Source organism: Pseudomonas sp. LBUM1641 (assembly GCF_059716235.1).
In genome coordinates this window covers 5,325,176-5,346,758 of the sequence record NZ_CP166815.1, presented here as the reverse complement: position 1 = coordinate 5,346,758, position 21,583 = coordinate 5,325,176, and the positions used below count along the sequence as shown (strand labels likewise).

Genomic DNA, 21,583 nt, shown 5'->3' with positions numbered 1-21,583 from the left:
ACTGTGGACGAGATGAAGCGTCTAAATATAAGCCTAGTGCTACACAGTCCGACGGTTGTGCATCTCCACCCTACACGTATCCCTGATAATTCGGGTGCTGCCGCGCGCAGAATCCGCAGCGGGTTGGCATTTACCGTGTTCTCCAATGGGGAGAACACGCTCATGGCTAAACAAGACCGGGTGTGGGCGACTGTGCTCTCACTCAGCTCGTAACAGGCGTTGTTTCCGAAGCATTCGCCGTGGTCCGGCTCAAGACTGACTGCACTTTGTGAACTGGCCGTAAATATCGGCGCAAAAGGCGAGTAATCACTCTGCTTTTTGCACTCGCTTCAGGCCTCATGTCACCTGCGCTTGTTACAATCTCGAGCCTTCCAAGGTGGCGAAAGCCCCGTAGGACGGCCTCGCGTCCTGATGAATTGCGATGGTCAGGGCCGGCAGTTTGCCGCTAGTCCTCTGTCCAGGCCGCTTTTGGCGGCGTTCGCGACTATAGCAGCAATGATTAAGTGCTTCAATTCCATAAAAAATTGTTATCATCGCCACCATGACGACTACCGCCCCCCAGACCCCCAGCGTCCAGCTGCTCGAGGTCTCGCCGGAATATGCCGGCCAACGCATCGACAACTTTCTTCTTGCCAGGCTCAAAGGCGTGCCCAAGACCTTGATTTACCGCATTTTGCGTAAAGGCGAAGTGCGCGTGAACAAGGGTCGGATCAAACCCGAGTATAAGCTGCAGGCGGGTGACATCATCCGCGTGCCGCCGGTGCGGGTGCCTGAGCGGGACGAACCGGTCCCTCTGGCTCAAGGCCTGTTGCAGCGCCTCGAAGCGTCGATTGTCTTCGAAGATAACAAGCTGATCGTGATCAACAAGCCTTGCGGCATCGCCGTCCATGGCGGCAGTGGCTTGAACTACGGGGTGATCGAAGCCTTTCGTCAGTTGCGCCCGGATGCCAAGGAGCTGGAACTGGTCCACCGTCTGGACCGTGACACTTCCGGCTTGCTGATGATTGCCAAGAAACGCAGCATGTTGCGCCACCTGCATGCCGCCCTGCGCGGTGATGGCGTGGACAAGCGCTACATGGCGCTGGTGCGTGGCAACTGGGCGACCTCGATCAAGAGCGTCCGCGCGCCGTTGCAGAAGAGCAACCTGCGCTCCGGCGAGCGCATGGTCGAGGTGGACGAAGAGGGCAAGGAGGCGCTGACCCTGTTCAAGGTGCTGCGTCGCTTTGGTGACTTTGCGACCATGGTCGAGGCCAAGCCTGTGACTGGCCGTACCCACCAGATTCGTGTGCATACGTTGCACGCGGGCCACTGCATCGCCGGCGATACCAAATACGGCGACGAGGATTTCTCCAAGGAAATTCGCGATCTGGGCGGCAAACGCCTGTTCCTGCACGCCTACATGCTGACCGTGCCGCTGCCGGATGGCGGCGAATTGAAGCTGCAAGCGCCTGTCGACGAGATGTGGGCCAAGACCGTGGAGCGCCTGAGTGTCGCACCTTGACTACAAGCTGCTGATCTTTGATTGGGATGGCACGCTGTGTAACTCCATTGGTCGGATTGTCGAGTCGATGCACGCCGCGTCGACTCGTTCCGGTTACGCGTTGTGCGACGACCTGGCGGTCAAGGGCATTATTGGCCTGGGTCTGCCGGAGGCGATCCGCACCCTGTATCCGGAGATTGGCGATGACGAGCTGATAGCGTTTCGTCAGCATTACGCCGATTACTACATGGCGCTGGATGCCCAGCCTTCGCCGCTGTTTGAAGGCGTGGCGCAGGCCATGGAAGCGTTTCGTTCGGATGGCTATCACCTCGCTGTGGCGACCGGCAAGGCCCGTCGCGGCCTGGATCGGGTGCTCAAGGCCCATGGCTGGGAAGATTATTTCGACGCGACCCGTGCGGCGGATGAAACCGCCAGCAAGCCTCATCCTCTGATGCTCGAACAGATCCTCGCTCAATGTGGCGTGTCGCCTCGGCAGGCGTTGATGGTGGGTGATGCGTCGTTCGACCTGATGATGGCGCGCAATGCTGGCATGGATTCCGTGGCGGTCAGCTATGGCGCCCAGTCTGCCGAAGCGTTGCAAGCGTACGAGCCGAGACTGACGATTGACCGTTTTTCTGAATTGCAGGCCTGGCTCAGCCGGGCCCATTAAGTCTTTGCTGGGGTAGATGGCATGACCGACGAGTGGAAAGCGCCTGAGAAGGCCAATGCTGATAACAATGGTGATGACAGAAGCTGGAAGTTGCTGGAGAAGACGCTGCTGGCCAGTGTCCAGGAGCAGCGTCGTTCACGGCGTTGGGGGATCTTTTTCAAGCTCCTGACCTTTATTTATCTGCTGGGCATGCTTGCACTGTTCAGTCCGCTGATGGACATGGAAAAGAGTGCCACCCGAAGCGGCAATTACACGGCATTGATCGAAGTGCGTGGGGTGATTGCCGACAAGGAATCCGCCAGTGCCGACAATATCGTCAGCAGCCTGCGGGCCGCCTTCGAAGATACCAAGGTCAAGGCTGTGATTCTGCGCATTAACAGCCCGGGCGGCAGTCCGGTGCAGTCAGGCTATGTATATGACGAAATTCGTCGCCTGCGCGCCTTGCATCCGGACATCAAGCTCTATGCGGTAATTTCCGACCTGGGTGCCTCGGGTGCCTATTACATCGCCAGCGCTGCCGACCGGATCTACGCCGACAAGGCCAGCCTGGTGGGTTCCATTGGTGTGACGGCGGCCGGTTACGGCTTTGTCGGCACCATGGAGAAACTCGGGGTTGAGCGGCGTACGTACACGTCTGGCGAGCACAAGTCGTTCCTGGATCCGTTCCAGCCGCAAAAGGCTGATGAGACCCAGTTCTGGCAGGGCGTGCTGGACACCACTCATCGGCAGTTTATTGCCAGCGTCAAGCTGGGGCGCGGTGACCGGCTCAAGGATAAAGAGCATCCGGAACTGTTCTCCGGCCTGGTCTGGTCCGGTGAGCAAGCGCTGCCATTGGGTTTGATCGACGGCCTGGGCAGTGCCAGTTCGGTGGCGCGGGATGTGATTGGCGAGAAAGAACTGGTGGACTTCACCGTTCAGGAATCGCCGTTTGACCGCTTCTCGAAAAAACTCGGCGCCAGTGTGGCCGAGAAGCTGGCCCTGTACATGGGCTTCCAGGGGCCGACCCTGCGCTAAGATCTTGAGCGCGACATGGCTCAACGTGTGGGAGCTGGCTTGCCTGCGAAAGCATCACCTCGGTGCGACTGATGTACCGAGGTGTCTGCATCGCAGGCAAGCCAGCTCCCACCTTTGTTTGTGATGTTCTCAGGGAATCTGTACGCCTTCGGCCAGCAGCATGTCCACCAGTCGAATCAGTGGCAGGCCGACCAGGCTGGTAGCGTCCGGCCCCTCGGTGCTTTGAAACAGGCTCACCCCCAACCCTTCGGCCTTGAAGCTGCCAGCGCAGTCGTAGGGCTGCTCGATGCGCAGGTAGCGTTCGATGCGTGCTGCGTCCAGCGTGCGCATGTGCACGGTGAAGGGAATGCAGTCGACCTGGCAGTGGCCGGTGGTGCTGTTCAGTACGGCCAGGCCGGTGAGGAAGCTGACCCGCTTGCCGCTGGCCGCCAGCAGTTGCTCACGGGCCTTCTCGAAGGTGTGGGGCTTGCCGATGATCTGGCCGTCGAGCGCGGCAACCTGGTCCGAGCCGATAATCAGGTGCCCCGGATGACTGCCGGCGAGGGCGCGGGCCTTTTCTTCGGCGAGGCGCTTCACCAGTTCCACGGCGGACTCGTCCGGGCGGTGGCTTTCGTCGATATCCGGCGAACTGCAGATGAACGGCAGGTGCAGGCGATTCAACAATTCCCGGCGATAAACCGAGCTGGAAGCGAGTAATAAAGGCAGCATGGACGTCTCCTCAAGGCAGTCGCGGATTCTAGCGGGGAGGTCCAGTGACGGACAGGGCTGAATTTCCTTTGACATGGCTGGGTGCATCCCTATAATGCTGCGCCTATGTTGAATGACCCGATTCCACCTCACGTTGACCCGCGCAAATTGGCTGATCGTGGCACTACCCTTCAAGGTGAAGTGCTGCTGGCCGATTTGGAGAGACTCTGCGACCCGCTTTCCGACACTGTCGGTACGGTGCAGGCCAAATTCGTTTTTGAACGAGATGAACGTAAGTCTGTGGTAATCCACAGCTTTATCGACACCGAAGTCAAAATGGTTTGCCAGCGTTGTCTTGAGCTGGTCACCCTGCCGATCCACAGCGAATGCAGTTATGCTGTGGTGAAAGAGGGTGCGAATACCCAGTCGTTGCCGAAAGGTTATGACGTGCTGGAACTGGGCGAAGATCCTTTGGATCTGCAGTCACTGATCGAGGAGGAGCTTTTGCTCGCCTTGCCCATTGTGCCTGCTCATCATCCGGAAGAATGCCAGCAGCCGGCGGGTCTCGATGAGCCCGAACCGAGCGAGGACGAGGTAACGCGGTCCAACCCGTTCAGTGTATTGGCGCAGTTAAAGCGTGACCCAAACGTTTAGGAGTTAATCAATTATGGCTGTTCAGCAGAACAAAAAATCCCGCTCTGCCCGTGACATGCGTCGTTCGCACGACGCCCTGACGGCGAGCACTCTGTCTGTAGAAAAAACCACCGGTGAAGTTCACCTGCGTCACCACGTATCGCCAGAAGGCGTATACCGTGGCCGTAAAGTGATCGACAAGGGCGCTGACGAGTAATCACTTGTCTGCTCAAGTCATCGCGATTGACGCAATGGGCGGGGACTTCGGTCCCCGCAGCATTGTTCAGGCCTGCATTGCTTGCCTGTCTGCCACGCCCTCGCTGCACCTGACCCTCGTCGGTCAACCCTCCTTACTTGAAGAACTGATTGCCAGCCATCCGGCGGTGGAACGCGCGCGCCTGACTATTACACCGGCCAGCGAAACCATCACCATGGATGAAAAGCCTGCCCAGGCCTTGCGCGGCAAACCTGATTCTTCGATGCGGGTGGCCCTGGAGTTGGTGCGCGACGGCAAGGCCCAGGCCTGTGTCAGTGCCGGCAATACCGGTGCGTTGATGGCGTTGTCCCGGCATGTGTTGAAAACCCTGCCGGGCATTGATCGGCCCGCGATGGTCGCGGCGATCCCGACCCAGCAAGGCTATTGCCAGTTGCTGGACCTGGGGGCGAACGTCGATTGCAGTGCCGAGCATCTGCTGCACTTTGCGTTGATGGGCTCGGTGGCGGCCGAAGCGCTGGGCGTGGCTCGGCCTCGGGTGGCGTTGCTGAATATCGGCACCGAAGACATCAAGGGTAATCAGCAGGTCAAGCTGGCGGCGACGCTGTTGCAAAGCGCGCGAGGCTTGAACTACATCGGCTTTGTCGAAGGTGACGGGTTGTACCGCGGCGAAGCGGATGTGGTGGTGTGTGACGGGTTTGTCGGCAATATCCTGCTCAAATCCAGCGAAGGCCTGGCGACGATGATTGCTGCGCGCATCGAGGCCTTGTTCAAGCGCAACCTCGCGTCACGCGTGGTGGGCGCCCTGGCGCTGCCATTGATGCGGCGCTTGCAGGCGGACCTGGCACCGGCGCGGCACAATGGCGCGAGTTTCCTGGGGTTGCAGGGCATCGTGGTAAAAAGTCACGGTTCGGCGGGGGTGCAGGGTTTTCAAAGTGCCATCCAGCGAGCCTTGATCGAGATCCAGGAAAACTTGCCGCAACGCTTGCACGGTCGCCTTGAGGATCTGTTGCCTTAGGCGAATCGGGCCGGAAATGCTTAAATGTGACCGGCCAGTTCAATTGACCATCCAATCTGTCAGTTTCTTGCGCTCTCACCTGTGGGGCGCCAATTTCCGACGACCAGATCATTAGGGGCTTGTTACATGTCTACATCCCTCGCATTCGTCTTTCCAGGGCAGGGTTCGCAGTCCCTCGGCATGTTGGCCGAGCTGGGCGCGGAACATCCGCTGGTCCTGGAAACTTTCAAGGAAGCTTCCGATGCCCTGGGTTACGACCTGTGGGCACTGACCCAACATGGGCCGGAAGCGCTGCTCAACCAAACCGACAAGACCCAACCGGCCATCCTGACCGCCTCCATCGCCCTGTGGCGCCTGTGGCTGGCTGATGGTGGTGCGCGTCCGGCCTACGTCGCCGGTCATAGCCTGGGCGAATACAGTGCCCTGGTGGCCGCTGGCAGCTTGACCCTCGGTGAAGCGGTCAAGCTGGTCGAGCGTCGTGGCCAGTTGATGCAGGAAGCGGTTCCAGCCGGGCAGGGCGGCATGGCCGCCATTCTCGGCCTGGAAGATGCTGACGTGATCGCTGCCTGTGCCGAAGCGGCCCAAGGCGAAGTGGTCAGCGCCGTGAACTTCAACTCCCCTGGCCAGGTGGTGATCGCCGGTGCCAAGGCTGCGGTAGAGCGCGCCATCGAAGGCTGCAAGGCCCGTGGCGCCAAGCGTGCGTTGCCATTGCCGGTCAGCGTGCCGTCCCACTGCGAACTGATGCGCCCGGCTGCCGAGCGTTTTGCCGAGTCGATCGCTGCGATCAACTGGCAGGCGCCGCAGATCCCGCTGGTGCAGAACGTCAGTGCCGCGGTTGCTCCCGACCTGGAAACCCTCAAGCGCGACCTGCTGGAACAGCTGTACAAGCCGGTTCGCTGGGTTGAGTCGGTGCAGGCCCTGGCCGCCAACGGCGCCACCCAATTGGTAGAGTGCGGCCCGGGCAAAGTCCTGGCCGGCCTGAACAAGCGTTGCGCCGAAGGCGTATCGACTTCCAACCTCAATACCCCGGATGCCTTCGCTGCCGCTCGTGCAGCTCTGGCCTGACCTTTAATTTCCGAACCTAGGAGAAGCCTGCATGAGTCTGCAAGGTAAAGTTGCACTGGTCACCGGCGCAAGCCGTGGCATTGGCCAGGCGATCGCCCTGGAGCTGGGTCGTCTGGGCGCTGTGGTCATCGGTACCGCAACCTCCGCCGCCGGCGCCGAGCGTATTGCCGCGACGTTGAAGGAAAACGGCGTTCAGGGCACCGGTCTTGAGCTGAATGTAACCAGTGATGAGTCCGTGGCCGCCGTATTGGCTGAAATCTCGGCGCAATTCGGTGCACCGGCTATTCTGGTGAACAATGCCGGTATTACCCGCGATAACCTGATGATGCGCATGAAAGACGACGAGTGGCATGACGTCGTTGATACCAACCTGAACAGTCTGTTTCGCCTGTCCAAGGGCGTTTTGCGCGGCATGACCAAGGCTCGTTGGGGTCGAATTATCAATATTGGCTCTGTTGTGGGTGCCATGGGCAACGCAGGCCAAGTAAACTACGCAGCCGCCAAGGCCGGTCTGGAAGGTTTCAGCCGTGCACTGGCGCGTGAAGTGGGCTCGCGGTCGATTACGGTCAACTCGGTGGCCCCAGGGTTCATCGATACCGATATGACCCGCGAATTGCCTGAAGCGCAGCGTGAAGCGTTGCTGACGCAGATTCCGCTGGGCCGTCTGGGCCAGGCTCAAGAGATCGCGAATGTGGTCGCTTTCCTGGCATCCGACGGTGCGGCATACGTGACTGGGGCTACAATCCCGGTTAACGGCGGGATGTACATGAGTTAAATTGTGACGGATCGCTTCAAAAAAATGTCATACGAGCTGTCTAAAATCCGTTATAAAGCTGCAATCTATTTATAGGCAGATGGCCAATAGGGTACGAGGGTGAAGCTTTCAGTTGAAAAGCTGAAAAGTCTTTCTATACACTTACCCACTGGCCAGCTGCCTGAATTTGTCCATTAGGAGTGAAAACACGGTATGAGCACCATCGAAGAGCGCGTCAAGAAAATCGTTGCTGAGCAACTGGGCGTTAAAGAAGAAGAAGTGACCAACACTGCTTCCTTCGTTGAAGACCTGGGTGCCGACTCCCTTGACACCGTTGAGCTGGTGATGGCTCTGGAAGAGGAATTCGAGACCGAAATCCCGGACGAAGAAGCTGAAAAAATCACTACCGTTCAAGCTGCTATCGACTACGTTACTAGCCACCAGGCGTAATAGTTTGTAATCGTCGCTTGCTGTGATGGAAAAACCGCACTGCCCTACGGCGTGCGGTTTTTTCCTTTAAGCCTGATGCAAAGTGTCGTCATTAGAAAAAGGAGAGTGCTGTGTCGCGTAGACGCGTCGTAGTCACCGGTATGGGTATGTTGTCGCCACTGGGTACGGATGTGCCGAGCAGTTGGCAGGGCATTCTGGCTGGCCGCAGTGGTATTGGTCTGATCGAACACACGGACCTTTCTGCCTATTCCACCCGTTTTGGCGGCTCGGTAAAGGACTTCAATGTCGAGGAATATCTCTCGGTCAAAGAGTCCCGCAAACTCGACCTGTTCATTCAATACGGCCTGGCAGCCGGTTTTCAGGCGGTGCGTAATGCCGGCCTGGAAGTCACCGACGCCAACCGTGAGCGCATCGGCGTGGCCATGGGTTCGGGTATTGGCGGTCTGACCAATATCGAAGAAACCAGCCGCACGCTGCACGAGTCTGGCCCCCGTCGAATTTCACCGTTCTTCGTGCCTGGCTCGATCATCAATATGATTTCCGGTTTCCTGTCCATCCACTTGGGTGCCCAGGGGCCTAACTACGCCATCTCCACGGCGTGCACCACCGGCACTCACTGCATCGGCATGGCGGCACGCAACATCGCCTATGACGAAGCTGACGTGATGATCGCCGGCGGCGCCGAGATGGCTGCCTGCGGCTTGGGCATGGGTGGCTTCGGCGCGTCCCGTGCACTGTCGACCCGCAATGACGAGCCGACCCGTGCCAGCCGTCCGTGGGACAAAGGCCGTGACGGCTTTGTACTGGCCGACGGCGCCGGTGCCCTGGTCCTCGAAGAACTGGAGCACGCGAAGGCCCGTGGCGCCACCATCTACGCCGAGCTGATTGGCTTCGGTATGAGTGGTGATGCGTACCACATGACCTCGCCGCCGTCTGACGGTGCAGGTGCTGCGCGCTGCATCACCAACGCGTTGCGTGATGCCAAGGTCAACATTGACCAGGTGCAATACATCAACGCCCACGGCACTTCGACCCCGACGGGCGACCTGGCGGAAGCCGAGGCCATCAAGTCGGTGTTCGGCGAGCACGCCTACAAGCTGGCGGTCAGCTCCACCAAGTCCATGACCGGCCACCTGTTGGGTGCGGCGGGCGCGGTCGAGGCGATCTTCAGCGTGTTGGCCATCAAGGATCAGGTCGCTCCGCCGACCATCAACCTCGATGAGCCGGATGAAGGCTGCGACCTGAACTTCGTACCGCATGAAGCGCAGAAGATGCCGATCGACGTAGTGTTGTCCAACTCATTCGGTTTTGGTGGTACCAACGGTTCCCTGGTGTTCCGCCGGTTCGCCGAGTGATGGAAAGCTGGGTTGACGGTCAGCCGGCGGGCGCAGTGCCCCTGAAAGACCGTGGCCTGGCGTACGGTGATGGGTTGTTCGAGACCATTGCCGTCAAGGCCGGGCAGCCCGTGTTGCTCGACCGCCACCTGCAGCGCCTGGATGAGGGCTGCAGGCGGTTGGCGATTGTTGCGGATCAATCTCTGATCCGCAGCGAATTGCTGGCCTATGCCGCCGCCTTGGGCGAGGGTGTACTCAAGTTGATCCTGACCCGTGGCGACAGCCAGCGCGGTTACGGCATCAGCGCTGGCGCTCCCGCGCGGCGCATTCTGCAAGGCAGTCCGCCTGCCGCTTATCCCCCGGAACATGCAGCGTCAGGCATTCGCCTGTTTGCGTGTACCACGCGTTTGTCCGAACAACCTTTGCTTGCCGGCCTCAAACACCTCAATCGCCTGGAGCAGGTATTCGCCCGCGCCGAGTGGCAGGATGCCGATCACGCCGAAGGTTTGATGCTGGATATGTCCGGTCGAGTCGTCGAAGGCGTGTTCAGTAATCTGTTTATGGTGTGTGACGGCGTGTTGCTGACCGCTGATCTGAAGCGCTGTGGCGTCGCGGGCGTCATGCGGGCCGAGGTGTTGGCCCAGGCGCAGCAGTTGGGCATTCCGACGAGCGTGGCCGATATCAGCCTTGAACAGCTGCACCAGGCCGGCGAAGTCTTTGTGTGCAACAGCGTATATGGCATTTGGCCGGTGCGCGGATGTGCTGCGATGAGCTGGCCGGTTGGGCCGCTCACCCGTAAACTGCAGGGCATTGTTCGCGCACTATTGGATATTTGATTTGAGACGTAAATTTGTATTGTTGCTGGAGATCGGTCTGGTCCTGGCGGGTTTGCTGCTGGGCGCTTCGGCCTGGAAGCTGAACTCGGCCCTTGAGCAGCCCCTGAATCTGACCCAGGAGCAATTGCTGGACGTGCCGGCCGGCGCGACGCCCACCGGCACCTTCAATCGCCTGGAAAATGACGGCGTGCTCAAGGATGCGTTCTGGTTGCGTCTCTACTGGCGCTTCAACCTCGACGGCCAGCCGCTGCACAGCGGCGAATACCGCATGACCCCAGGCCTCACCGCCGAGGGCCTGATCGGTTTGTGGCAGCGTGGCGAAGTGGTGCAGTACAGCATCACGCTGGTGGAAGGCTGGAACTTCCGCCAGGTGCGCGCCGCCCTGGCCAAACATGAAAAGATAGAGCAAACCCTGTCGGGCCTGAGTGACAGTGAGGTCATGGAAAAACTCGGCCACCCCGGCGTGTTCCCCGAGGGCCGCTTCTTTCCCGACACCTACCGCTTCGTTCGCGGCATGAGCGATGTGGAATTGCTGAAGAAATCCTACAACCGTCTGGACGACGTCCTCGCCCAGGAGTGGAGCAAACGCGCCGCTGACGCGCCGTACACCGAACCCTATCAAGCGTTGATCATGGCCTCGCTGGTCGAGAAAGAAACCGGCGTGCCGGAAGAGCGCGGCCAGATAGCCGGAGTGTTCGTACGGCGCATGCAGATCGGCATGCTGCTGCAAACCGACCCGACGGTGATCTACGGCCTCGGCGAGCGCTACACCGGCAAGCTGACTCGTGCGCACCTCAAGGAATCCACGCCCTACAACACCTACGTGATCGCCGGCCTGCCGCCGACGCCGATTGCCATGGTCGGACGTGAGGCGATTCACGCCGCGCTGAACCCGGTGGCCGGTAGCAGCCTGTATTTTGTCGCCCGTGGCGACGGCAGCCATATTTTCTCGGATAACCTGGATGCGCATAACGCTGCGGTGCGTGAGTACCAGATGAAGCGCCGCGCCGATTACCGTTCCAGCCCGGCGCCAGCACCGACGGCAAAACCTGCGGACGCGCCGGTTGATACGCCCGCCGAGCCGTCCTCTGCACCCGACGACACCGCGCCGCAAAGCCCGCAATGACTCTGACTAAGGACTGCCTGTGACTGGCTTGTTTATTACCCTGGAAGGCCCGGAAGGCGCCGGCAAAAGCACCAACCGCGAATACCTGGCCGAGCGCCTGCGCGCCGAAGGTATCGAGGTGCTGCTGACCCGCGAGCCCGGCGGCACGCCGCTGGCCGAGCGCATCCGTGAAGTGCTGCTGACCCCGGGCGACGAACAGATGAACCCCGACACCGAGCTGCTGCTGGTGTTTGCTGCCCGCGCCCAGCACCTGGCCGAAGTCATTCGCCCGGCCCTGGCCCGTGGCGCGGTGGTGATTTGCGACCGGTTTACCGACTCCACCTATGCCTATCAGGGCGGCGGTCGTGGTTTGTCCCTCGAGCGCATTGCGACGCTGGAAACCTTCGTCCAGGGCGATTTGCGTCCCGACCTGACCCTGGTGTTCGACCTTCCGGTGGAAGTCGGCATGGCCCGCGCCACCGCCCGGGGTCGCCTCGATCGTTTCGAACTGGAAACCCGAGTGTTTTTTGAAGCTGTGCGCGGCGCGTTTCTCAAGCGCGCCGAAGCCGATCCTGCCCGTTATCACCTGCTGGACGCCGCACAGCCCCTGACTCAGGTTCAGCAGTCCATCGATGCCCTGTTGCCGAAACTCGTGGAGCGTGTCCGTGGCTGAAGCCTACCCGTGGCAGGACAGCCTCTGGCAGCAACTGGCGGGCCGTGCCCAGCACGCCCACGCCTACTTGCTCCACGGCCCGGTGGGTATCGGCAAGCGCGCCTTGGCCGAGCGGCTGATGGCCAGCTTGTTATGCCAGCGGCCCAACGGCCTGGAAGCCTGCGGGGAATGTAAAGCCTGCATGCTGCTCAAGGCCGGTAGCCACCCGGACAACTACCTGCTGGAACCGGAAGAAGCCGACAAGGCAATCAAAGTCGATCAGGTGCGTGATCTGGTCAGCTTCGTGGTGCAGACCGCGCAGATGGGCGGGCGCAAAGTGGTGCTGATCGAGCCAGTGGAATCGATGAACATCAACGCGGCCAACGCTTTGCTCAAGAGCCTGGAAGAACCTTCCGGCGATACCGTGCTGCTGCTGGTGAGCCACCAGTCCAGCCGCCTGCTGCCGACCATCCGCAGCCGCTGCGTGCAACAGGCCTGCCCGTTGCCGAGCGAAGCCATGAGCCTGCAATGGCTGGCCCAGGCACTGCCGGAGTGTGGCGAGGCCGAGCGCGTCGAGTTGCTGACCCTGGCGGCCGGCTCGCCCTTGGCGGCGGTCAAACTCCAGGCCCAAGGCGTACGTGAACAGCGTGCGCTGGTGGTGGACGGAGTGAAGAAGCTGCTCAAGCAGGAGATGTCCGCCACGCAACTGGCCGAAAGCGCCTGGAAAGACATTCCCTTGCTGCTGCTGTTCGACTGGTTCTGCGACTGGTCGAGCCTGATCCTGCGCTACCAGCTGACCCAGGACGAAAACGGCCTGGGCCTGGCGGACATGCGCAAAGTGGTGCAATACCTCGCGCAGAAGAGTGCCCAGGACAAGGTTCTGAACATTCAGGACTGGATCCTCGCCCAACGCCAGAAGGTCCTGGGCAAGGCCAACCTCAACCGCGTGTTGTTGCTTGAGGCCTTGCTGGTGCAATGGGTCGGCTTGCTCGGCCGCCGTTAATTTCAGTGGCCGACGGGTGTATCGTTGGCCAGACACTTTCCGTGACTCAAGTTGTAGATCCCTATGCTCGTAGATTCCCATTGCCACCTTGATCGCCTCGACCTGGCCCAGCACGGCGGCTCCCTCGACGCCGCCCTCGAAGCCGCGCGTCAGCGCGGGGTAGGGCACTTCCTGTGCATCGGCGTCAGCGCGGAAAACGCCGCCGACGTCAAAGCCCTGGCCGATCGTTATGCCGACGTCGATTGCTCGGTGGGCATTCACCCGTTGGACCTGAAGCCCGGCGAAGCCCCGGCCCTCGACTGGCTGCTCGGCGAACTCAATCACCCACGCGTGGTGGCTATCGGCGAGACCGGCCTGGATTACCACTACGAACCGGAAGCCGCCGAGTTGCAGCAGGCGTCGTTCCGTCTGCACCTGCAAGCCGCCCAGCAGACTGGCAAACCAGTGATCGTCCACACCCGTGGCGCCCGTGCCGACACCCTGACCCTGCTGCGCGAGGCTGCGCTGCCCCAGGCCGGTGTGCTGCATTGCTTCACGGAAGACTGGGATATGGCCAAGGCCGCCCTCGACCTCGGCTTCTACATTTCCTTGTCGGGCATCGTGACCTTCCGCAACGCCGATGCCCTGCGGGATGTCGCGCGCCAGGTCCCGGCAGACCGCCTGCTGGTGGAAACCGATTCGCCGTACCTGGCGCCAATTCCTCATCGCGGCAAACCCAACCTGCCGGAATACGTACGGGATGTGGCGGATTACCTGGCGATGCTGCGGGGCGAGTCCTACGAGCGCTTCGCCGAACAGACCACCGAGAACTTCAAGCGTCTGTTCCCGCTGGCTCACGTCGGCCACTAAATCGCAGGCAAAAAAAACCCGGGTTCTGGGGGGTGAATCCGGGTTAAGACCATTAGGAGTAAAACAAGGGTACGCAGTCCGTCGGTACCCAGGTCGACGCGTCACTTGGGGGAGATGCCACGCCGACAGTTCAAGTATTGATCAGTATCCGATTCAGTCCAGCCGCATCTGATCGTTTTTTAAACAGATTTGGAATACGCCCGCTTCGGTTGAGTTCTCATTGGTTGCGATGCACATGCGCCAATGGCCTGTTTTATTTCTGACTCAAACCGGCTTATTCGTTGGCGCGCTGTAAGTTAAGTGCAAAGGTTGTTCATATAGGCGTTGCCCAACGACCGTTCAGTCGGGATAATCCCGCGCACCGGGTAAAACGTTCCGACAAGCACGGCTTGGGGCACGCCACCCTCCCAATATCCATCTCTGCAGACCTTTTTCTTATGCACAAAGAACCCCGCAAGGTCCGTGAGTTTCGCCGCCGCGAGCAGGAAATTCTCGACACCGCACTCAAGCTGTTCCTCGACCAGGGTGAAGACAGCGTCACCGTCGAGATGATTGCGGATGCCGTGGGTATCGGCAAAGGCACCATCTACAAGCACTTCAAGTCCAAGGCCGAGATCTACCTGCGCCTGATGCTCGACTACGAGCGCGACTTGAACGAGCTGTTGCACTCGGCCGATGTCGACAAGGACAAGGAGGCGCTGTCCCGCGCCTACTTCGAGTTCCGCATGCGTGACCCGCAGCGCTACCGCCTGTTTGATCGCCTGGAAGAAAAAGTGGTCAAGGGCAATCAGGTGCCGGAAATGGTCGAGGAACTGCACAAGATCCGTGCCTCGAACTTCGAGCGCCTGACCCTGCTGATCAAGGGCCGCATCAGCGAGGGCAAGCTGGAAGACGTGCCACCGTATTTCCACTACTGCGCCGCCTGGGCGTTGGTGCACGGCGCCGTCGCGCTGTACCACTCGCCGTTCTGGAGCAATGTGCTGGAAGACCAGGAAGGTTTCTTCCAGTTCCTGATGGATATCGGCGTGCGCATGGGCAACAAGCGCAAGCACAGCACCGATTTGCCGAACGCTGAAACGCCGGCCACTTGAATCATTCGCCAGCGTGATGGCGATATGATTTCCTGCCCAGCGCAGTAACCCAGGAATATACTCAGGCAAGGACCTTGCTAAAACTTGATTTTTCAGTCAGGTTTTAGCGCGCCCGAATTATCCTCTGCCGGAGTGATCCATGATCGTTGATCGTCAAGGCAGGCGATTCCGCAATTTGCGGATCAGCCTGACCTCAGCCTGCAATTACGCCTGTACCTACTGCGTGCCCAACGGCAAGCGGCTGGTGGCTGCGCAGGACGAACTGTCGGCCGAGGCAATGGCTCGTGGCGTCGAGTACCTGATCGAGGCTGCTGGCATCGAGCGCCTGCGCATTACCGGCGGCGAGCCGTTGGTCAGCCCCAAGCTGGAGGCCTTCATGGGCGCCGTGGGGCAGATGGGCCTGAGTGATATCAGCCTGACGACCAATGGCCAACTGCTGGCGCGCAAACTGCCGCTGCTGGTGGATGCGGGCATTCGCCGGATCAACGTCTCCCTCGATACCCTGGACGCCGACGCCTTCCGCAGCATCGCTCGCGGTGGCGACCTGGCCACCGTGCTTGATGGCATGGACCAAGCCAGCGCCGCCGGAATCAAGATCAAGGTCAACATGGTGCCGTTGCGCGGCCAGAACCTCGACCAGGTGATGCCGCTGCTCGACTACTGCCTGGAGCGTGGCTACGAGCTGCGCTTTATCGAATTGATGCGCATGGGCCACTTGGCCAACGATTCCAACGCGTTCCTGCAGCAATTCGTCAGCCTCCAGCAATTGCTCAGCCTGATCGGCGAACAGCACGAATACCTGCAAGCCAACGCCCCGGTGGACGCCACAGCCGTGCGCTACGAAGTGCCCGGCAAAGGTTTCTTCGGTGTTATCGCCAATGAAAGCGTGCCGTTCTGCCGGACCTGCTCGCGTTTGCGCCTGTCGTCCACCGGCTGGCTGCATGGCTGCCTGTCGTCGAGCAACCGCCACTACGTCGGCGACCTGCTGGACAAACCCCGCCACCAGGCTCTGCCGGCCTTGCAGCGCTTGTTGGTCAAGGCTCTGGGCGACAAGCAGGAAGTGGCATTCTCCGGCGGCGCCACCATCATGAAGATCATCGGCGGCTAGTCCCGCAAGCTGGCGCAAAATCTGCATCTCGTGCCCATTCGCCGGTTTTCCGTCACCGGCCTTTGGAGAATTAGGATGCGTAGTCTGGTTTTGGTGCTGGCGTCACTCGCGCTGGGTGGCTGCATGACCGTCAGTGATATGGCCGAGGGCACGCGCTATCAGATGAGCGACGCCGGGCTGCTGGACCACAGCGATACTCGCCGCGTCAATTCGGTCCGCATACAGCCGGACTCCTTCGTCTTCATCGCTCAGGGCGCCTTCACCCCTCCGGGCAGCGCTTATCCACGGCCTAACGTGGTGGCCGAGGAAGCCTTCAACGGCTTTGTCGAATACTTCCCGATGGTCCGCCGCGCCCGCAAGCCCGAAGGCCTGGAGCAGGCGATGTCTGAAGCCCGTGCGGCCGGCGCGCATTACCTGTTGTACTGCCGCTTTGCCCAGGCGGATGACCGGATCGGCAACGCCGATGAATGGTCTGACCAGGAGGCGGTGGATCGCCTGGGTATCGACACCGGCACCATTCAGGTCATGTTGATCGAGACCAGCACCCAGTATTTGATTGATACTGTGCGGATTCACAGCCGTGGCGGTTTACTGACGTTCCACGACAACAAGCCTGATGATCTGATCGGCAAGCCCCTGGCGCACTACGCGCGCAGCCTGTTGGGCATGAGCGATCAGTAAGACACAAGGAGTACAGCATGACCGATTCGGCCAAGGCCAATGACCTGTTGGCGCAGTTGCCCAAGGGCAAGGGGCCTGCACCGGTGCATCTGTGGAATCCGGAGTTTTGTGGCGATATCGACATGCGCATCGCCCGCGACGGCACCTGGTTCTATATGGGCACGCCGATTGGCCGCAAGCCGATGGTCAAGTTGTTCTCCAATATCATCCGCCGCGACGGCGATGATTACTTCCTGATCACCCCGGTGGAAAAGGTCGGGATCAAGGTCGATGACGCGCCCTTTGTCGCCGTCACCCTGGAAGTCGAAGGGCAGGGCGAAAGCCAGGTGCTGCGCTTTACCACCAATGTCGATGAACAGGTCGAGGCCGGTATCGAACATCCGCTGCGGGTGGTGATTGACCCTGACACTCAGGAACCTTCGCCGTACCTGCGGGTGCGCACCAACCTCGAAGCCTTGGTCCACCGCAATGCGTTCTATCAGTTGGTGGAGTTGGCGGTGACCCGTCCGATCAACGGTAAGAACTGGCTTGGCGTCTGGAGCGGCGGGGTATTTTTCCCTATCGGCCTGGAGCCCTGAGGCTGATTTTTCCCTTCCTCTGAAATAATTCGCTTGCTGTAGTCGGGCGCTTTCGGTTATCAATTTGTACATGATTAGACATGTCCGATTTGATAAGAAAAAACGCGTCGTCGACGAGCTGATCCGCCGTATCGAGGGCGGAGTGATGGCTGACGGTGTCCTGTTGCCCGGCGAGCACCAACTGGCCGAAGAGTTTTCCGTCAGCCGCGGCACCCTGCGTGAAGCCCTGGCCGAACTCAAGCGCCGCAGCTACATCGCCACCCAAAGCGGCGTGGGCTCCATCGTCACCTTCGACGGGATGGTGCTCGACCAGCGCAGCGGCTGGGCCCAGGCCCTCGCCGACACCGGCGCAGTGGTGACCTCAGAAATCCTGCGCCTGGAAGCGGTTACCCGTCCGGACCTGCTCAGCAGTCACGGCAGTGACCAATTCATCGCCCTCGATCGCCGCCGTCGCGCCGCCGACGGCACGTTCGTGTCCCTGGAGCGCTCGCTGATGCCGGCCTCCGGGGGCTTGGAAAGCCTGCCGCAAGTCGGCCTGATCGATAACTCCCTGACCATCACCCTGGCCGCCTACGGTTACATCGGCGCCACCGGCAGCCAATGGATCGGTGCCGAGCCATTGAACGAGGAAGACGCCCAATTGCTGGGTCGCCCGGTGGGCACGGTGTTCCTCAAGGCCCTGCGCACCACCTACGACCGGCAAGACCGCTTCATGGAATCCGTCGAAAGCCTGCTCGACCCTCTGCACTTTCGCCTGCACCTTCAATTTGGAACACCGACATGACCGCCACCAATCGCGCCCTCGGCGCCTTCTACGGCCTGGCCCTGGGCGATGCGTTGGGCATGCCCACCCAGTCCCTGAGCCGCGAGCAGGTCAAGGCGCGTTTCGGTGCGATCACGGCCCTGGAAGATGCCGACGCCGATCAGCCAATCGCGCCGAACATGCCCAAGGGTTCGATCACCGATGACACCGAACAGGCGATTCTCGTCGGTCAGTTGCTGGTGGACGGCCAGGGCAAAATTGAACCCACCGAGCTGGCCCAGCGCCTGATCGACTGGGAAGCGGTGATGCGCGCCAAGGGTTCCCAGGATTTGCTGGGCCCGTCGACCAAACGCGCGATCGACATGATCCTGGCGGGCCATACCCCGGAAGAATCCGGGCGCTACGGCACCACCAACGGCGCCGCCATGCGCATCACCCCGGTGGGTATCGCGGCGAACGTCAATGACCCTGCGCAGTTTATCCAGGCGGTGATCCAGGCCTGCCAGGTCACCCACAACACCAACCTGGGCATCTCCAGCGCCGCAGCCGTGGCCGCGGTGGTTTCCGCCGGGATCAACGGTGTCGACCTGGGCGAAGCGCTGAACATCGGCACCCAGATCGCCCAACAGGCGGAAAACCACGGCCATTGGATTGCCGGTGGGCGCATCGCCACCCGCATCAGTTGGGCGCGCACCTTGAGCGTCGACAGCGGCGACAAGGCGCTGTTTACCGACCTGCTCTACGAATTGATCGGCACTTCGGTGGCGTCCCAGGAATCGGTGGTGGTGTCGTTTGCCCTCGCGCAGCAAGTCGCGGTGGGTGAAGTGAACGCCTTCGAAGCCTTGTGCATGGCCGCCAGCCTTGGCGGCGACACCGACACCATCGCCGCGATTCTCGGCGCGATGCTCGGTGCGTGCCTGGGGATGCAGTGCTGGCCTGAGGCGATGATCGAGCAGGTCAAGCAGGTTAACGGCCTGGACCTGGAACCCTTGGTCCAAGGCCTGCTCGATCTGCGCTGAGCACCGCAGATTAAAAAATGTGGGAGCGGGCTTGCTCGCGAAAGCGGTGCATCAGTGACACATGCGTTGCCTGACACACCGCTTTCGCGAGCAAGCCCGCTCCCACATTGATCCAGTCGAGTCAGGAAGACCGGAACACAGATTCAACTTGCCAACCTGCCACAACCACAAAAAAACAGGCATCAGGAGCACCCCACCATGAGTACGTCCTCTTCCGGCCAAAGCGCCGGGCAATTGGAAACACGCGGCATCGAGCCGGTCCCGGAAGGTGAGTGCAACGGCCATCCGCTGCAACTCTTTTGGGTCTGGTTTGCGGCCAATATCAGCATCCTCGGCTTGCCGTTGGGCGCGACCCTCGTGGCGTTTCGCGGCCTGGCGATCTGGCAGGCGATCATCGTCGCAATCCTCGGCGCCGCCGGTTCGTTTGCGGTGGTCGGCATCATCTCCATCGCCGGCCGTCGTGGCCGTGCACCGAGCTTGACCCTGTCCCGGGCGATCTTCGGCGTACGCGGCAATATCGGCCCGACCCTGGTGTCACTGATGTCGCGCCTGGGCTGGGAAACCGTCAACACCACTACTGCTGCATTCGTGCTGCTGTCGCTGTGCTCGATCCTGTTCAACTCGCCGGTTGCGGCCAAAAGCGCGCCGGTACTGACCCTGCTGTTCATTGGCATTTTCGTGCTGCTGACCCTCGCCGTATCGGGCCTGGGCCACGCCACCTTGCTGGTGATCCAGAAGTGGGCCACCTACGTGTTCGGCGCACTGAATATCCTGGTGGGCGGTTTCCTCTGCGCCACCATCGATTGGAGTGCGGTGTTTAACGCCACGCCTGCGCCGTTGAGCGCGATGATCATCGGCATCGGCACCATGGCCGCTGGTACCGGCATCGGCTGGGCCAACGCCGGTGCCGACATGTCGCGCTACCAGCACCGCAGCGTCAAGGCCGTGCGCCTGGTGGCCTCTGCCGCCTTCGGTGCGGGGATTCCGCTGGTGCTGTTGATCACCCTCGGCGGCCTGCTGTCGGTGGGCAACAACGACCTGGCGTCGGCCACTGACCCGATCATCGCGATCCGCGACATGCTGCCGACCTGGATGGCGGTGCCGTACCTGATCACCGCGTTTGGCGGACTGCTGCTGTCCAACAACCTGTCGGTGTACTCGGCGGGCCTCACCACCTTGACCCTCGGTTTGAAGGTCAAGCGCGTGCACGCGGTGATCGTCGACATCGTCGCGATCTTCGCCGGTTCGATCTACTTCATGCTGATCGCCGACAGCTTCTACGGTCCGTTCATCACGTTCATCTCGTTGCTGGCGGTACCGATTACCGCCTGGGTCGGGATCTTTGTGGTCGACCTGATCCATCGTCACTACTACAGCCCCAAAGACCTGCTGGACGTGACGCCAAGCAGCGCCTACTGGTACCGCGGCGGGGTTGAATGGCGTGCGTTCGGCGCCTGGGCGATTGCGATTGTGCTGGGCTTCAGCTTCACCACCATCGGCACCACGGCCGAGAACATCTGGTTCGCCGGGCCGTTGTCCGATTCGTGGCTGGGCCACAACGGCCTGGGCTGGATCGTCACCTTCCTGGTGGCCGGTGGGATTTATGCGGTACTGGGTGGCGCGGCTGATCGTCGTCCGGCTTTGGTAGAGAGCGCTAATGTCTAGATTGCTGCACAGCGGCCAGGTCATCGTCGACCTGGTCATGTCCCTCGACACATTGCCCGCCACCGGCGGCGATGTATTGGCCAATTCCGCCAGCTTCGAAGCCGGCGGCGGCTTCAACGTGATGGCCGCCGCCCGACGCAACGGCTTGCCGGTGGTCTACCTGGGCCGTCATGGCAACGGCCGCTTTGGCGACCTGGCACGTGCGGCAATGCAGGCCGAAGGCATTGAAATGGCCCTGGCTGCCAGCGACGACAAGGACACTGGCCTGTGTGTGTCCCTGACCGAAGCCACTACCGAGCGTACCTTCATTTCCCATATCGGCGCCGAAGGTGATTTGCTCGCGCAAGACCTGGCCAGCGCGGTACCCAACGCCGATGACTATGTGTACGTCAGCGGCTACAGCCTGCTGCTTGAAGGCAAGGCCCAAGCGTTGCTCGATTGGCTGTTGGCGTTGCCGCGCCAGATCACCGTGGCGTTCGATCCGGGCCCGCTGGTGAAGGCGCCGGACTCGGCCTTGATGGTCGCCTTGTTGCCGCGTATCGACATCTGGACCAGCAACGGTCCGGAAGCCCTGGCATTCACCGGCGCGAGCGATCTGGCGGGGGCATTGCTCAAGCTTAACGAGCACTTGCCCGCCGACACCTTGCTGGTGGTGCGGGACGGGCCGAATGGCTGCTGGGTCAGCCGTAACGGCCAGGCCGAGCATGTGCCGGGATTCAAGGTCAAGGCGGTGGACAGTAACGGTGCGGGTGATGCTCACGCCGGGGTGTTTATCGCCGGCCTGGCCAATGGTTTGGCGCCAGTTGTCGCGGCACGTCGCGCCAATGCGGCGGCGGCATTAGCGGTCACGCGCTGGGGGCCGGCAACCTCACCGGGCACGGCTGAAGTGGATGCGTTGTTGAGCACGGGCTGAT

At 61.0% G+C, this 21,583-nt stretch carries 24 protein-coding genes; 23 read left to right on the top strand and 1 reads right to left on the bottom strand.

Annotated features, from left to right (window positions below; translation table 11 throughout):
• Positions 1-541: 541 nt before the first annotated feature.
• Genes rluC through ACA046_RS24495 form a run of 3 tightly spaced genes read left to right on the top strand, consistent with a single transcriptional unit; the run spans position 542 to position 3,164 of the window.
• Entirely contained in the window at positions 542-1,501 is a 960-nt protein-coding gene (gene rluC / locus ACA046_RS24505; protein ID WP_076015065.1) for a 23S rRNA pseudouridine(955/2504/2580) synthase RluC, read from the top strand.
• Entirely contained in the window at positions 1,488-2,150 is a 663-nt protein-coding gene (locus ACA046_RS24500) for an HAD-IA family hydrolase (protein WP_459023035.1), read from the top strand. Before rluC ends, ACA046_RS24500 begins: the two co-directional genes overlap by 14 nt.
• Before the next feature lie 21 nt (positions 2,151-2,171).
• A complete protein-coding gene (locus ACA046_RS24495) occupies positions 2,172-3,164 on the top strand; it encodes a S49 family peptidase (RefSeq protein WP_497675150.1) in 993 nt (330 codons plus the stop codon).
• Between the two features lie 129 nt (positions 3,165-3,293).
• Here ACA046_RS24495 and ACA046_RS24490 read toward each other — a convergent pair whose 3' ends face one another.
• On the bottom strand, positions 3,294-3,872 hold the full coding sequence (locus ACA046_RS24490; RefSeq protein WP_459023031.1) for a Maf family protein: 579 nt from the start codon (positions 3,870-3,872) through the stop codon (positions 3,294-3,296).
• 105 nt (positions 3,873-3,977) lie between these two features.
• On the opposite strand from ACA046_RS24490, the gene ACA046_RS24485 reads away from it, so the two are divergent.
• The 20 genes from ACA046_RS24485 (at position 3,978) to ACA046_RS24390 (ending at position 21,582) form a co-directional block, all read left to right on the top strand.
• Positions 3,978-4,505 carry a YceD family protein gene (locus tag ACA046_RS24485; protein ID WP_017475815.1) on the top strand — a complete coding sequence of 176 codons (528 nt, stop codon included), beginning with the start codon at positions 3,978-3,980 and terminating at the stop codon, positions 4,503-4,505.
• A gap of 13 nt (positions 4,506-4,518) precedes the next feature.
• Entirely contained in the window at positions 4,519-4,701 is a 183-nt protein-coding gene (gene rpmF, locus ACA046_RS24480; RefSeq protein ID WP_004371305.1) for a 50S ribosomal protein L32, read from the top strand.
• Between the two features lie 4 nt (positions 4,702-4,705).
• Complete coding sequence (gene plsX, locus ACA046_RS24475; protein ID WP_497675149.1) at positions 4,706-5,716, top strand: phosphate acyltransferase PlsX; 1,011 nt, start codon at positions 4,706-4,708, stop codon at positions 5,714-5,716.
• 126 nt (positions 5,717-5,842) lie between these two features.
• Positions 5,843-6,781: an ACP S-malonyltransferase gene (gene fabD, locus ACA046_RS24470; RefSeq protein WP_497675148.1), complete on the top strand. Its 939-nt coding sequence runs from the start codon at positions 5,843-5,845 to the stop codon at positions 6,779-6,781.
• Positions 6,782-6,812: 31 nt separating this feature from the next.
• Positions 6,813-7,556, top strand: a complete 744-nt coding sequence (gene fabG / locus ACA046_RS24465) for a 3-oxoacyl-ACP reductase FabG (protein ID WP_076015072.1) — start codon at positions 6,813-6,815, stop codon at positions 7,554-7,556.
• A gap of 192 nt (positions 7,557-7,748) precedes the next feature.
• Positions 7,749-7,985, top strand: a complete 237-nt coding sequence (acpP, locus tag ACA046_RS24460) for an acyl carrier protein (protein ID WP_010165887.1) — start codon at positions 7,749-7,751, stop codon at positions 7,983-7,985.
• A 110-nt stretch (positions 7,986-8,095) separates the two neighbouring features.
• Positions 8,096-9,340, top strand: a complete 1,245-nt coding sequence (gene fabF, locus ACA046_RS24455) for a beta-ketoacyl-ACP synthase II (RefSeq protein WP_076015073.1) — start codon at positions 8,096-8,098, stop codon at positions 9,338-9,340.
• Positions 9,340-10,155, top strand: coding sequence for an aminodeoxychorismate lyase (pabC, locus tag ACA046_RS24450; RefSeq protein ID WP_459023023.1), 816 nt, complete (start codon positions 9,340-9,342; stop codon positions 10,153-10,155). Before fabF ends, pabC begins: the two co-directional genes overlap by 1 nt.
• A 1-nt stretch (position 10,156) precedes the next feature.
• On the top strand, positions 10,157-11,281 hold the full coding sequence (mltG, locus tag ACA046_RS24445) for an endolytic transglycosylase MltG (protein ID WP_167663692.1): 1,125 nt from the start codon (positions 10,157-10,159) through the stop codon (positions 11,279-11,281).
• A 19-nt stretch (positions 11,282-11,300) separates the two neighbouring features.
• Positions 11,301-11,933 (top strand): dTMP kinase, encoded by a 633-nt coding sequence (tmk, locus tag ACA046_RS24440; RefSeq protein WP_167663691.1) that lies wholly within the window; start codon positions 11,301-11,303, stop codon positions 11,931-11,933.
• On the top strand, positions 11,926-12,915 hold the full coding sequence (locus ACA046_RS24435; RefSeq protein WP_459023018.1) for a DNA polymerase III subunit delta': 990 nt from the start codon (positions 11,926-11,928) through the stop codon (positions 12,913-12,915). Before tmk ends, ACA046_RS24435 begins: the two co-directional genes overlap by 8 nt.
• A gap of 63 nt (positions 12,916-12,978) precedes the next feature.
• Positions 12,979-13,764, top strand: a complete 786-nt coding sequence (locus ACA046_RS24430; RefSeq protein WP_017475806.1) for a TatD family hydrolase — start codon at positions 12,979-12,981, stop codon at positions 13,762-13,764.
• Between the two features lie 437 nt (positions 13,765-14,201).
• A complete protein-coding gene (locus tag ACA046_RS24425; protein ID WP_076015079.1) occupies positions 14,202-14,855 on the top strand; it encodes a TetR/AcrR family transcriptional regulator in 654 nt (217 codons plus the stop codon).
• A 139-nt stretch (positions 14,856-14,994) separates the two neighbouring features.
• A complete protein-coding gene (locus tag ACA046_RS24420) occupies positions 14,995-15,963 on the top strand; it encodes a GTP 3',8-cyclase MoaA (RefSeq protein WP_076015080.1) in 969 nt (322 codons plus the stop codon).
• A gap of 75 nt (positions 15,964-16,038) precedes the next feature.
• On the top strand, positions 16,039-16,644 hold the full coding sequence (locus ACA046_RS24415; RefSeq protein ID WP_063027950.1) for a DUF4823 domain-containing protein: 606 nt from the start codon (positions 16,039-16,041) through the stop codon (positions 16,642-16,644).
• Between the two features lie 17 nt (positions 16,645-16,661).
• Positions 16,662-17,222: a DUF1285 domain-containing protein gene (locus ACA046_RS24410; protein WP_497675147.1), complete on the top strand. Its 561-nt coding sequence runs from the start codon at positions 16,662-16,664 to the stop codon at positions 17,220-17,222.
• A 70-nt stretch (positions 17,223-17,292) separates the two neighbouring features.
• The gene (locus ACA046_RS24405) at positions 17,293-18,006 is read left to right on the top strand and encodes a GntR family transcriptional regulator (RefSeq protein ID WP_459023014.1); all 714 of its coding nucleotides are present in this window, start codon (positions 17,293-17,295) and stop codon (positions 18,004-18,006) included.
• Complete coding sequence (locus tag ACA046_RS24400; protein WP_497675146.1) at positions 18,003-19,004, top strand: ADP-ribosylglycohydrolase family protein; 1,002 nt, start codon at positions 18,003-18,005, stop codon at positions 19,002-19,004. The genes ACA046_RS24405 and ACA046_RS24400 overlap by 4 nt, the downstream gene beginning before the upstream one ends.
• Positions 19,005-19,202: 198 nt before the next feature.
• Entirely contained in the window at positions 19,203-20,669 is a 1,467-nt protein-coding gene (locus ACA046_RS24395) for a purine-cytosine permease family protein (protein WP_063027958.1), read from the top strand.
• A complete protein-coding gene (locus tag ACA046_RS24390) occupies positions 20,662-21,582 on the top strand; it encodes a PfkB family carbohydrate kinase (RefSeq protein ID WP_497675145.1) in 921 nt (306 codons plus the stop codon). The genes ACA046_RS24395 and ACA046_RS24390 overlap by 8 nt, the downstream gene beginning before the upstream one ends.
• The last annotated feature ends 1 nt before the right edge of the window (position 21,583 follow it).